12 protein-coding genes are annotated in these 13500 nt (G+C 40.6%); 7 read left to right on the plus strand and 5 right to left on the minus strand.

The window, feature by feature from the left end; genetic code table 11:
* Positions 1-207 precede the first annotated feature (207 nt).
* A complete protein-coding gene (locus tag QOZ98_RS08535) occupies positions 208-2622 on the plus strand; it encodes a CDP-glycerol glycerophosphotransferase family protein (RefSeq protein WP_308787059.1) in 2415 nt (804 codons plus the stop codon).
* An 81-nt stretch (positions 2623-2703) separates the two neighbouring features.
* Here the strand turns inward: QOZ98_RS08535 and QOZ98_RS08540 are convergent, their stop codons facing one another.
* Both QOZ98_RS08540 and QOZ98_RS08545 read right to left on the minus strand, forming a co-directional pair.
* Complete coding sequence (locus QOZ98_RS08540; RefSeq protein WP_308787060.1) at positions 2704-3405, minus strand: class D sortase; 702 nt, start codon at positions 3403-3405, stop codon at positions 2704-2706.
* Complete coding sequence (locus QOZ98_RS08545; RefSeq protein WP_308787061.1) at positions 3402-4607, minus strand: processed acidic surface protein; 1206 nt, start codon at positions 4605-4607, stop codon at positions 3402-3404. The genes QOZ98_RS08540 and QOZ98_RS08545 overlap by 4 nt, the downstream gene beginning before the upstream one ends.
* A gap of 268 nt (positions 4608-4875) precedes the next feature.
* Here QOZ98_RS08545 and galU point away from each other — a divergent pair, with 268 nt between their 5' ends.
* Positions 4876-5763, plus strand: a complete 888-nt coding sequence (galU, locus tag QOZ98_RS08550; protein ID WP_308787062.1) for a UTP--glucose-1-phosphate uridylyltransferase GalU — start codon at positions 4876-4878, stop codon at positions 5761-5763.
* Between the two features lie 121 nt (positions 5764-5884).
* Complete coding sequence (locus QOZ98_RS08555; RefSeq protein WP_308787063.1) at positions 5885-6433, plus strand: DUF4126 domain-containing protein; 549 nt, start codon at positions 5885-5887, stop codon at positions 6431-6433.
* 82 nt (positions 6434-6515) lie between these two features.
* Here the strand turns inward: QOZ98_RS08555 and QOZ98_RS08560 are convergent, their stop codons facing one another.
* The 3 genes from QOZ98_RS08560 to tagD form a co-directional block, all read right to left on the minus strand.
* Positions 6516-7541 (minus strand): LysM peptidoglycan-binding domain-containing protein, encoded by a 1026-nt coding sequence (locus tag QOZ98_RS08560; protein ID WP_308787064.1) that lies wholly within the window; start codon positions 7539-7541, stop codon positions 6516-6518.
* A 265-nt stretch (positions 7542-7806) separates the two neighbouring features.
* Entirely contained in the window at positions 7807-8976 is a 1170-nt protein-coding gene (locus QOZ98_RS08565; RefSeq protein ID WP_308787065.1) for a CDP-glycerol glycerophosphotransferase family protein, read from the minus strand.
* The gene (gene tagD, locus QOZ98_RS08570) at positions 8973-9365 is read right to left on the minus strand and encodes a glycerol-3-phosphate cytidylyltransferase (RefSeq protein ID WP_308787066.1); all 393 of its coding nucleotides are present in this window, start codon (positions 9363-9365) and stop codon (positions 8973-8975) included. Before tagD ends, QOZ98_RS08565 begins: the two co-directional genes overlap by 4 nt.
* 251 nt (positions 9366-9616) lie before the next feature.
* Here tagD and QOZ98_RS08575 point away from each other — a divergent pair, with 251 nt between their 5' ends.
* The 4 genes from QOZ98_RS08575 to QOZ98_RS08590 all read left to right on the plus strand — a co-directional run bounded on the left by QOZ98_RS08575 (position 9617) and on the right by QOZ98_RS08590 (position 13500).
* Complete coding sequence (locus tag QOZ98_RS08575) at positions 9617-10816, plus strand: CDP-glycerol glycerophosphotransferase family protein (RefSeq protein ID WP_308787067.1); 1200 nt, start codon at positions 9617-9619, stop codon at positions 10814-10816.
* 79 nt (positions 10817-10895) lie between these two features.
* Positions 10896-11702, plus strand: a complete 807-nt coding sequence (locus QOZ98_RS08580) for an ABC transporter permease (protein ID WP_308787068.1) — start codon at positions 10896-10898, stop codon at positions 11700-11702.
* Between the two features lie 18 nt (positions 11703-11720).
* Positions 11721-12536: a teichoic acids export ABC transporter ATP-binding subunit TagH gene (tagH, locus tag QOZ98_RS08585; protein WP_308787069.1), complete on the plus strand. Its 816-nt coding sequence runs from the start codon at positions 11721-11723 to the stop codon at positions 12534-12536.
* 88 nt (positions 12537-12624) lie between these two features.
* On the plus strand, positions 12625-13500 hold the full coding sequence (locus tag QOZ98_RS08590; protein WP_308787070.1) for a DUF1028 domain-containing protein: 876 nt from the start codon (positions 12625-12627) through the stop codon (positions 13498-13500).

Below are 13500 nucleotides of genomic sequence, written 5' to 3' on the forward strand. Positions count from 1 at the left end.
GTTGAAGTAGAAAAATATTATTTCGAAAAAAGTAATTTACATTTTGAATTTAAGTTATCAAACTTTTTTGTTATGAAGAAGAATATCAAAGCCGAATTCCTAATAAACGAGGAAGTTCATCAATTAAGCAATGAGATGTTGAATAATAATCGCTTGATTATAACCATACCAGAGCATCTTCTAGCGTTGGTAACTTCAAGTTCAAAGATGCGTTTGACAATCAATAACAAAAAAATATGGATTACAGAACACGAACTGTATAAAGCCGGCGATTTTCAGGAAGCCATATTGATTGGCAATAAATTTCTGTCGACAAAAGTTAAGCGGAATATCATCATCAATAACCGGTTTGCTGATTTTTACTTTATGGAGACTCCGATTGAGTCCCGAATCCAGTCCGTGCAATACGATGTTCTTACCCTGTCTTTAAGTTTGCCGGATGCGGCGGAAGAAGCTTCTGCAAAAATTGAATTATATGCTTTTAATAATTTCCAATTCCGCATCTTAACTGGTACAAAGGATGCTGAAAAGAACATTATTGTATTCAGTGATTTTTCTGAAATGGCAGCTGGACTGTGGCGGATGTTCATCCATGTGGATAACAAATTGTATCCCCTGAACTTATTGGAGCCTTTTGCCGAACCATTCAGCTCTTACCATCATCAGCTCCGGATTTTGAGCCGGAATTCGGTGTTTTACTTGGAGTTGATTCCCCATTCGGTTAAAATCGATTCTCTTTTAATTGAGGAAAAGCAAAATTATGAATACCTTGTATCGCTTGCCCTCTCTGGCGGAAACACTGGTTTTGAGTATTCACTTTTAGTAGATGAACCGAAAAGCGGAATGCTAAAATCTTATCCGCTAAAGCGGCAGAACGAGCGCCTTCAAACCCGGCTGCCGATGAAGGAGTTGCTGGAAAACCTTTTTGTGAAACGTTTTTTCCTTGTCGAGCACAGTGAAGAACCTAAAGTTTATAGGTTCAGCATGGATAAGCAGCTTTTGAATGACACAACGACACATTACAAAATTATATCGAATTCGCAATTCGTAAAGCTGCGGTTTTATCGCCGTAAAGATTTATCATTAGGTCTGGCAATGACTCAAGCTAAACTGAAGAAAGCAATCCGGGAAGTTAATGACTTTCAATTAAAGGGAGTGATAGGATCGATTGAAGAATTTATCGGTTCGAAAGCTTATTTGATGATTGAAGACCGATTGTCTCAAGATTCACTTCAAGTCCCGATTACTGGGGAATTTACAGTCGATCTCAACAGTCTGGATTTGATTGGGATCAAAAGTAAAGACAAAACGGTTCTCGACCTTTTTGTCGTTATTGAAAATGTCTCCGGAGAAATTATCCGAAAAGAAAAAATTAGGTACAACAAAGCCCGTTATAAGAAAGACAATTATTACAGCTACAAAAAGCAATATGACGATCAAGGCAATGAACATCACTTTATGATTACGACTACCCCGTTTAACAACGTAAAAGTCGAATCATTCACTATCCGAAGCCACGTGAAGATCCCAGTGGATGTCGAAGCAAAAGATGAAAATATATGGCTGATGGGCGAACGTACGAACACAGCCCAGGACAATGGAATCGTCTTTTTCAAATGGCTGCAGGAAAATACATCCATTGAATCCTATTATGTAATAGAAGAAGACAGTTCAGACTATGAACACATCAAACACATTCCAAACGTCTTGATATTTGGTTCAGACAAGCATTTCGAAATTGCTTTCAAAGCTAAAGTTTTGCTTGGGACTCATGATTTGGAAAATATTTTGCCTTATAAGCCGGCGAGGGGGTTTTTCGGCTACGAAGAAACTGTGAAAATCTTCCTTCAGCATGGCGTATTGGGCCGAAAAAACGTTGAATACCACAAGAAGAATTATGATATGCCATTTGATTTATTCATTGTCAGTTCGGACCCTGAAAAGCAAGTCATCGTAATGGATGAGATGGGTTATGAGGATCATGAAGTTGCTGCAACTGGTCTGGCGCGTTTTGATAAGTTGCTTCAGGTTAATCTTCCAAAAGACATTTTGCTGATGCCGACCTGGCGCGACTGGATCAATACGGATGAGCAATTTCTAAAGAGTGAATATTTTCTTGCGTATGCCAACTTGATCCAAAATGAAAAGTTGCTCAGTTTACTGGAAGAATATAACGTCAACATTAATTTTTATCCGCATTACCGGGCTCAGGACTATTTCCAAAGCGAAATTGAAAATATGCATGAACGCATCAAATTCATCCCGCTGGGGTCGCAGACTGTTCAACAGTTACTGATAGATCATGCTTTGCTCATCACGGATTATAGCAGCGTCAGCTTTGATTTCACGCTGCTCAATAAACCGGTCGTCTATTATCATTTTGATGTAGACCGCTTTTTCCGCAAAGGCATCCTGCGTCCGATTGAAGAAACTTTCATTGGCGGCATCGGCACTTATGAAGAAGAGCTTGTAACAATTATTGAAGATCGAATTAAGAGTAATTTTGCTAATTTCGAATACGAAATTACCGGCATCATCAAACATCAGGATCAGCAAAATAGCCGACGCATCTATGACGAAGTCCAAAAGCTGATCGAAGTGAAAAAAGCTACAAAAGTCTAGGCCTTTTAACAGATGAATAGACTGTATGCATAAGAAAAGAGCGGTGAAGTAAATCTCACCGCTCTTTTCTTATATTTTCTTTTACTCGCTGGAAACCAAGTCCGCTACTAAAATATAACGGTCCGGTGCATATCCGACAAAATCAAATGGGTAGCAGGTCGAAACGGTTAAAGTAGCTTTGGGTTTCGGGACAATTACGGTCCGATCGTCTTCGTCTACAATTCGTACTTGCCGAACTTTATACGTGAAAGTGCCGGAATGGGTTTTGACAATCAAAAGATCGCCTTTGCCGACTTCCCCAAGCTCACGGAATACCGTATCGCGATGGCCGGACAATACGGAATTGTCATTTTCTCCGGGCAGCACGCTTTCAGCAAAATGTCCGACGCCTTTTTCCAGCTCATCTTCGTTTGTACCATGTATAATTGGAAGACTGGCTTCAAGTTTCGGGATGATCAGTTCACCCATCAAGTCGCCGATTTCGGGTGTTTTCGGATATTCGGAATGAAGCACTGAATCAGTGGTTGGCTCTTCAATTTGTTCCTCAGCTGCTTCAGGTTCCTCAGGAATCTCCAGTTCTTCGGCAAGTGCAGGAGGCTGGGCTTCTGGTTTATTGCTGAAGTCTTTTGCCTCGACGTTTCCAGTTTTATAAAGCATATAACCTTTTACAAAAGTTGCCGTGCTGGTAGTGCTGAACCATAGGCCAAGTATGATAAGGGCGATGGATAGAGAAAGAAGAAGCGGTTTTTTGCTTCTTTTTTTTTCATGTTTGTCCTTCATCATTCGGCTTGTTCAGCCTTAATACGACGGAATAATGCAATGCCGGCTAAAAGCAATACCAGTCCGAAAACAGCATTTCCTGCAAAATCAGAAGCTGTAGCCGGTAATTTTCCACCTTTCACTGTTTGAGTTGCAGATGGTGTTGTTGGAGCGGTTGCAACCGGTTTTTCTATCACAGTTGGTGCTGTAATAACTTTTTCCACAGTCTCCAAGCCTTTTCCGGTGTCCACGATTACGTCAGACCCGAACATTTCAGCCGTCATAAGGATGTCTGCAAGGAATGCATCTTCCAAATTGTAAATCTCGATCAATAAATCAGCGCCTTCAGTTGATTCGAGTGTCATGAGAGTGGCTAAAGAAACAGGCGTTTTTTTATCATCCTTGACAAAGTAATAAGTTGTTTTCAATTGAAGCAAATCGGTCATGTCACTGTAGATATCCATGATTTCAGCAATCTGTTCTGCTGTCAGTTCATCAGCAGTTTCAAATTCGCCGACTGCCATCATGCGATCGCTTAATTCCGTCAGTTTTTGTTCGAAAGCAGGATCTTCATAATCGAGTGTTTCCATGTGAGCGACCAATCTGTCACTTTCTTCTTCAGTCAAGCCCAATTCAGTGAAAAGGCCATCAACATCAATGTCAATGTCAAAGTAGCCTGGGTCTTGATAGAAAATAATGGATGACTCTAAATCTTCAATGAAGTCGTAGTATGAAAGAGAATCATCATATTCCTGTAAAAATGCTTCCAACTCTTTTTCGGAGGAGAATCCGTACTCTTCCATAAGCGCTTGCAAGTTTGTTTCATTAATTGGCGTTCCCATATAGTCATCCAAATAAAAATCAATGTAGTATTCGACATCTTCGATGAAAATCAAATAGGTACCATCAAGCACATCCATACCGTAATCAATGTCGCCGTATTCATAAAGCACTTCGTTCAATTCAGTGCGGGACAATTTTAACTTATTTGCCAGCGACTGAACATTTTCTTCGGTTAATGGCGTACCTAACTCATCAACTTGATCAAATTCGTCCAACGACCAATCTTTGCTGTCCAAATAGTCAAGGTAATCTTGTTTTTCCCAGTTGATTTCTGTTAAAAACTGGTCAAATTTAGCATCGTCCGCTTTGATGGCAAATGCCGAGAGTGGCATCATGCTAAATGAAAACCCTAAAACTAATAAAAATACGGCTAAACGTTTCATTTTCTTCCCCCTGTGTATAATAAATGGAATATCTAGATTATTATAGTCTTGGTTTAATTTAAATAATATAGGTATATATGTTTATATAAATTGAATTTTAAAGGTAATTTTAATAATATTAAAGTTATCACTCTGAATGAAGAAATTTCCACAAATTACTGAGTGTCTCTTCTATAGTGAATCGTAAAAGACAAACTGATTGAACTGATTATTCTGATAAATGTTATGATAGGCATAAAAGCGTTCAGAACAAAAGGAGGAGCCACTGATGTCCATCAAAAAAGCCATCATTCCAGCTGCGGGGCTGGGAACACGATTTCTTCCTGCCACTAAAGCGATGCCAAAAGAGATGCTGCCTATCGTGGACAAGCCGACGATCCAGTATATTGTAGAGGAGGCTATCGCATCTGGAATTGAAAGCATCATTATTGTAACCGGCAAAGGGAAACGGGCAATCGAAGATCATTTTGACCACGCGCATGAACTGGAAGCGACATTGCTGGAAAAAGGGAAGATGGATATGCTGGAAACAGTTCTTGAAACATCAAAACTAGAAATCCATTTTATTCGCCAAAAGCATCCACTTGGATTGGGCCATGCGATTTGGTCTGCGCGCAACTTTATTGGTGATGAAGCTTTTGCTGTATTGTTAGGGGATGATATTGTAGTAAACGAAGAACCGTGCCTGGCGCAACTGATAAATCAATATGACAAAACCGGTAACTCGATTATTGGGGTACAGCAGGTTCCGCCAGAAGAAACTTACCGATATGGAATTATCGATCCACTGTCAGTGGATGGTCAATTGATGAAAGTCAGAAATTTTGTAGAAAAACCGGTACTCGGAACAGCTCCTTCCAATTATGCAATCATGGGTCGCTACATTTTGACTCCTGATATTTTTAAATTTTTGGGTGAACACCAGTTTGGAGCGGGAGGAGAAATTCAGCTGACGGATGCCATTCAAAAACTCAATAAAGTTCAAAATGTCTATGCATTTGAGTTTGAAGGGCGCAGATACGATGTTGGAGAAAAATATGGTTTTATTGAAACAACGATTGAGTTTGCTTTAAAGCGTCCCGAGCTGAAAAAACCGCTGTTAAAGCTTTTCGAAAAGATTTTGCGCGAGGAAAAAAGAAGGGACCGCTTGAAGTAATGGAACAAGCAGCAAAACGGAACAGGGATTTCTTCGCAGCTACGATATGTGCTGTGTGAGTATCAGGAGAGAACAGGCTCATGTATACTAAAAGAAAACAAAGGCAACGGAGGTCAACGTGATGGAAACCATTCTTGCAATATGCATTGGACTGGCATTAAGTGCAACGGTGGGTTTTAGAATTTTTACGCCATTGCTGATTACGGGAATATTCGTACATGTGGACTGGCTGACACTTTCGGAAGGTTTCAGTTGGATTGGCAGTACACCAGCAATTGTCGCATTTGCGGCAGCCACCCTTTTTGAAATTGCCGTCAATTATATTCCCGCTGTAGGATCCTTCATGAAAATGATTTCAACACCAATTGCCGCTTTGGCAGGTATCTTGCTGACTGCCTCTTTTATTGGGGATATGAGCCCTTTTCTTGAATGGAGCATTGCCATCATCGGCGGAGGTGGAGTAGCTACAGTTTCACACGCGACCATTACAGCGGTCAAAGGAGTGAGTGAAACGGCATTGATGAGTCCGGCCGTTTCTGCAGCAGAAGATGCCACGGCTACATTAGTGCCGATTCTAATATTTATTGTTCCATTCCTGGCGGTTCTCTTTTTGATTGGCATGGCGTATATGATTTTTAAGCTTTACCGGAGGTTTCTATACAAGCCATAAACTATATAAAAAGGAGCTGGAATTTATTTATTCCAGCTCCTTTTTTATTTGGTTAATAACAACTCAGGGATTGGGCTTACTGCTATCTGGGAATTACCAGTACTTGTCCAACACGAATTGCATTAACATTGGTGATCTTGTTGGCGGCAGCTATTTTGGCAACGGTCGTATTGTATTTGCGGGCAATACTGTATAGTGTATCCCCGGCCTTAACCGTGTATTTGACAGAAACAGCAGGTGGAGGAGTCGCCTTGCCTGGAATTGTTAATACTTGTCCAACACGGATCAGATTATAATTGGTAATGTTATTGGCTTTAGCCAACGCTGAAACAGTGACATTGAATTTTTTCGCGATGCTATAGAGTGTATCTCCGGCTTTGACAGTATACTTCGTGCCGCTCACTGGTGAGGCAGGCAATTTTAATAACTCTGAGACTGTGACGAATTTATATCCTTTCGCTTTCAACTTGCTGATCATACCTGGCAGAGCACCTGGAGTTCCAGACGCGCCAGCACCAGTATGCATCAAAACAATGGATCCCGGCACAATATTATTTACGACTTTATTGGTGATTTCCGTGGCTGAGATGCCTTTCCAGTCAATGGTGTCAATATTCCATTGAATTGTATGCGTGTAGCCTGCATCCCCGACAGCCTTCAAGACGGCAGCATTGGATGCGCCAAATGGGGCTCTGAAAATCGGCTTGGTCGATTTTCCGGTGATCCCTTTAATAGTGGTTTCAGTAGTATCGAGTTCACTTTTCATTTTTGCGGCAGTCAGTTTTGTGAAATCAGGATGCGAATAAGAATGGTTGCCGAGCTGATGGCCTTTGGCAGATATGTTCTTAATCCACGAAGGGTGGTTTTTGGCCCCGGAACCTGTTAGAAAGAACGTCGCTTTTACATTATTGGCAGACAGAATGTCCAGAATTTTGTTGATGTTTGTGCCGTCTGACCCGTCGTCAAAAGTCAGTGCAACCACTTTGCTGGTCGTGCTGCCTTTCGTAATGTAAGTGGAGCTTGCTGCTTGTGACTGGCCAGAGAAGGACAACACGGTGAACAGGATTAATAATGCGGCTGCTAAGACTTTAATCCATTTGGAAAGCACCTTTCTCACCCCTTTAGTTAGTGCGCTGGACAGAGCCAGCGTATGTATGGGATCAATCGGGCATAAATGAGTGGAGGAAAATAAAAGGAGAATCTTACGTAAATTTTATACTCCTATTATACCACGCATATAAGCAATTAGCGCTATTATAAACTGAATATTATGAAAATATTTGTAAGAAACTGATGCAATAGCTTTGAAAGAGCAGACTTCTATTAAGTAGTAAAAAAGCCAGCATTCCCGAAACGGAATGCTGGCTTTTAAATTAAAGATCTTTTGGATCATAAATGACAGTGATGAGTTGGCATGTGCTTTGGCCAGTCGAATATGTATTCCAGTGATTGCGGAATTGGTCGATTTTTTCAACGTCCATCTTAGGATCCAGAATATGGTGAATCACTTCACTGGTTGTTTTTACAATCGGACCAGGAAAATACAGGCTGTTCTCGGCCCAAATACCTTGAGTTTTTCCGTAGTCTATAAGGTCGTAAGTGAAGAAAATCATCTTTTTTCCAAGCAGAGAAAACTCTACTGGAATGGATGAATAATCAGTGATCAAAACGTCGCTGACAATAAGCAATTCGTTGAGATGCGGGTAGTCATTGACCAGCAGTACACGCGGATGCTTTGTGAAGTTCGTGACCTCTTGGACAGAAGGATGAAGCCTGATTAACAACACATACTGATCATCCAGTTTCTCCAGCATTTCTTTTACATCCAGCTGCACCTTCATTCTGTGCAATGAATTTTTCCGAAAAGTAGGTGCATACAAGACCACTTTTTTCCCAGCAATGGCCGGGTATAATTTCAATAAAGTCGTAAAAGCTTTTTCTTTAGCAACTGGATCAAAGTAAAAATCAGTTTGAGGCACTCCCGTGTAGATAAAGTGGCTTTGGTCAACATGAAAAGATTCAGAGAAAATATTTGCCATTTGCTGTGAGCCTACAGGAATGTATTGAAAGCGATCATACACCTGCTGGAATCTCGCTTTTGCCCGCTCGCTTCTGCCGGAAGTTTCAGGATCGCTCCAGCCAAACTTCTTAATGGCTCCAGCCGCGTGCCATAATTGAATGCATTTTACTTCTTTTCGGAATTTAATGACCGAAAGAACGCCGGCATAATTATCGACGAAGACATATTTTGCAGTGGCTAAATGGTAGATGGACAAAAAAGTATCTGCAATATTAGATGTTTCAAAGCTGTAAATTTTCTTGTTGCTTGTAGGAACAGCCGTAAAATCGATTTTGCATTTGGCTTGGTTAATAAAGATGATCTGATGGTGTTTTGCATTTGATAATTCTTTCGCTATAAAAAAAGCGTTATCACCAAAAGAAGACAGAAAAACGGTTTTATTTTTCATGGGGAAAAGCTTGAACAGGGCAAATAAAAGTTTGAATAAAAATAGATAGATGGAAATTCCAACTTCTTTAATCATTGGCTGTTATAAAGGTCTGTTTTGATTTTTGTTGTCGAAATGCCTTCTGTCCGCGGCAAGTAAAGAACATCACAGTAATCCTTCAATTCATCAAACTTGCCTTCCCAGTCAGAACCCATTACAAATAAATCCACATTATTGCTTTGGATATCCCTCACTTTTTGTCCCCAATTGTGTTCCGGAATAACTTCATCCACATATTTTATGGCTTCGAGTATCAATTTGCGTTCTTCGTAAGAGTGATAGGCAGCTTTGCCTTTAATCGCATTAAACTCATCGGATGATAAGCCCACGATTAAATAATCCCCGTTCTCTTTTGCCCGTTTCAATATGTTTATATGGCCATGATGAATCAAGTCAAAGGTCCCGTAAGTTATTACTTTCTTCATATATGTTCACTCCAAAAATGCTTATTTTCGATTTGTTTGACAATATGCTATGATACTATCTTATATGTTATCATGTGTAATAGCTATTGGAAATATAGGTATGTATGAGGTATTAGACGCATTTATTAAGAAAAAGATGCATGTTTTAAGTTGCTTGGTTTACTTTTCGTTTCAGTATAAAATAATTAGAAACGGGATGCTATCATTTATAGTAAATTTCTGCCAAATCTGCTTTTCAAGAAAGAAGTAAGGTGAATAATTTGAGCGTTTTCGAAAAAATCAAAGGTCTTAAAGATAGCAGTTACACAAGAAGACTTTTTCGGGCGGTATTTGTAATCCTGGGAAAACTTCCGAAAAAGAAAAAATTGGTCGTGTTTGAAAGTTTTCACGCGAAACAATTCAGCGACAATCCGCGAGCCATCTATGAGCATATGAAAGAACATTATCCAGAATTTAAACTTCTTTGGAGTGTTGATAAGAGTGCAATCAAGCTTTTTGAAGAATTTAATGTGCCATATATCCGCAGATTCACGATCCCGTGGTTTTGGACATTTCCAAGGGCCGAGTACTGGGTCAACAATGTCCGGCTTCCTAGATGGATGCCAAAGCCCAAAAATACTGTATACCTTCAAACGTGGCACGGAACTCCCTTGAAAAAACTGGGACTGGATATTGAAGAAATTCACATGCCCAATACAGAAACAGAATCCTATAAAAAGAATTTCACGCTGGAATCCGAGAAATGGGATTACCTGATTTCTCCAAATTCATATTCAACCGAGATTTTTAAGCGCGCTTTCCACTATAATGGAAAGGTCATTGAAACAGGGTATCCCCGTAATGATGTGTTGACAAATCACTCAAATCAGTTGATCAGCAATCTGAAAAAGGATTTAGGGATTGCCGAAGACAAAAAAGTTATGCTTTATGCCCCTACTTGGAGAGACAATGAGTTTTATCAAAAAGGGAAGTACAAATTTAAATTCCAATTCGATCTGGAAAACTGGAAGAAAGAATTTGGCGACGAATGGGTGCTGCTGTCCCGTATGCACTATTTAGTTGCTGAAAACTTTGATTTCTCGGCATATGAGGGTATGGTATATGATGTGTCGCTTTATCCTGATATCCGGGATCTGTACTTAGCTTCAGATCTGCTGATAACAGATTATTCTTCTGTCTTTTTCGATTATGCCATTTTAAACCGGCCGATCATTTTCTTTATGTATGACTTGGAGAACTACCGCGATCAATTGCGCGGCTTTTATATGGATATTGAAAAAGATGCACCTGGTCCTATTGTACAGACGGAAAGGGAGCTTTTTCAGGCAATACAGTCAATGACAGAGGCCGATGTGCAGTTGAGCCCGATTTTCTCTGAGTTTAAAGGCCGTTTTTCTTCTCTTGAAGATGGTCTGGCAGCAGAACGTGCAGTAAAAGCTTTTTTAAAGTAAGATATATAAGTTGAATTTAAAAAAGCAGAGCTATTGCTCGCGATTTAACTAGTCAAAAAGTGATTAAGTGAGGATACCTATGAAATCAGCTATAAAAGTCATTAAAGAGCAAGTTCAATTCTTTTATTTAGTTAAACGTTTATCTGTTTATGAACTGCGCAGCTTAACCAGAGGCAATTACTTGGGCGCAGCTTGGGAAATCATCAATCCGGCTATCCAGATTCTCATCTATTGGTTTGTGTTCGGTTTTGGAATCCGGCAGCGTGAAGATGTCGGCGACATTCCGTATTTCCAATGGATGTTTGCGGGAATTTTGGTTTGGTTCTTTATTAACAATAGTGTTATGAAATCATCCAAGTCCATTTACAGCAAAATCCGGATGCTTTCCAAAATGAATTTTCCGATGAGTGTTATTCCGAATTACACAATCTTTGCACAGTTTTATCCCCATCTGATATTATTAGCTATTGGCATGGTGATATTGCAGTTTATCGGATTTCCAATCTCCATCTATTACCTGCAGTTGCCGATCTATATCATCGGCCTACTCGTATTTTTGTTTAGTCTTGCTTTGATAACGTCCACTTTGGCGACTATCATTAGAGATGTTCAAATGCTGCTGCAGTCGGTTATGCGTATGCTCCTATACTTATCGCCTATTTTATGGCCGCCGACTTTGCTGCCGGATTCATGGCAGCCCTTTATGAAACTCAATCCGTTTTACTATGTAATCGAAGGATACCGCTACTCGCTGCTTGGAGAGGGCTGGTATTTTATTGAGAATCCTGTCTATACGCTTTATTTTGTTGGAGTGGTTGCACTCACGTTCCTGATAGGTGCTTATCTTCATGTGAAATTTAGAAGTCAATTCATTGACTTCTTATAAAAATTGGAAGTGAAACTCTTGATTAATTCAGTGGAAGTCAAAAATGTCTCTAAGCGCTATAAATTATATAAAAAACAATCAGAACGAATTCTTGATTTGCTGGTTCCTTATAAAGATTACGGAGAAGATTTTTTCGCTTTGCAAAATGTCTCTTTTGAAGTGGAACAAGGATCGATTGTCGGACTTGTTGGCATTAATGGTTCAGGAAAATCGACTTTAGCAAATATTATTGCGGGTGTTATTCCAACGACCAATGGCCAAGTGACGAGCAATGGCAATGTGGCTTTGATCGCGGTGAACGCAGGATTGGACGGCAAGTTATCAGGACGTGAGAACATCGAACTCAAACTACTGATGCTTGGTTTTTCCCAAAAAGAGATAACCGCTATGGAAAATGAAATCATTGAATTTGCCGAACTGGAGAAGTTTATTGATCAGCCAGTGAAAACTTATTCGAGCGGCATGAAGTCGCGTTTGGGCTTTTCCATATCGGTGCGTGTAAATCCCGACATTCTGATTGTGGATGAAGCTTTGTCTGTAGGAGACAAAGCGTTTTCTGAAAAGAGTTTGGACAAAATGATGGAATTCAAAGAAAAAGGCAAAACAATGTTTTTTGTGAGCCATTCGATTTCACAGATGAGAAGATTTTGTGATCAAATTTTGTGGCTGGAGTTTGGTGTGGTCAAGGAGTACGGTGCGACCAAAGAAGTCCTATCCAAATACGAGTCTTTTCTGGAAGAATACAAAGCTTTATCGAAAACAGACAAAAAAAAATACCGGACCCGCGCACTCAATCGGCAATCCAAGAAAAACGAAGAACCTGCAGTCCTCTAAAGGACTGCAGGTTTTTTTCGTGTGAATAATCAGTCAGAGAAGAAATTTTGACCGGATTGAATTACAGTAGAAGAAAGGGGGCAATTATATGAACAAAAAAATGGATAAAGACAAGCTGGTTGCGACATTTTCCATTGTCGCTGCAAATCCGGAAACGGGAGAAGTCGGTGTGGCCGTACAATCGAAGTTTTTGGCAGTCGGATCAGTCGTTCCATGGGCAAAAGCAAACGTCGGAGCGGTGGCCACGCAGTCCTGGGCTAATACGGCATATGGACCAGAAGGACTTGAGTTCTTAGAAAAAGGTTTGTCGCCTGACGAGGTAATAGACAAGCTGATAGCTGACGATCCAGGCAGAAGTTTGCGCCAAGTGGCCGTCGTTAACGCAGATGGTGAGGCGAGCGCTTTTACAGGGCACGAATGCTACGACTGGGCAGGACATAAAATAGGCAAGCATCATTCCTGCCAAGGCAACATCCTGGTAAGTGAGGAGACGGTCAGTGAAATGAGCAGAGCCTTTGAGGAATCGGAAGGCCCGCTTGCGGAACGGCTGCTGATAGCTATATCGGCTGCTCAACATGCTGGAGGCGACAGCAGAGGCAAACAGTCGGCTGCAGTTTATGTGCTGCAAGAAGGCGCAGGATACGGCGGCTACAACGATGTCAAAGTTGATTTACGCGTGGATGATCATCCGGAGCCGATCGAAGAACTGCGGCGGCTGTATGAACTGCACAAAATGTATGCTGCACCTTCCGAGGAAAAACTAGCCATTGAAGAAAATGTGTTGGAAACAGTTGTAGAGCAATTGGTAAAGGTCGAATTGCTGGAGTCGCTCGATCACAGCAGCTATGACGAAGAAGTGAAAGAGGCATTGAAAACTTTTGTGTTGCGTGAGAACTTTGATGACCACTGGTCAGAAGAAGCGCTTATTGATGAATCGGTGTTGAAATACTTGAAAAAGCAATAG

Origin of the sequence: Planomicrobium stackebrandtii (genome assembly GCF_030814955.1) — a bacterium.
In the GTDB taxonomy this organism is placed as follows: Bacteria; Bacillota; Bacilli; order Bacillales_A; family Planococcaceae; genus Planococcus; species Planococcus stackebrandtii.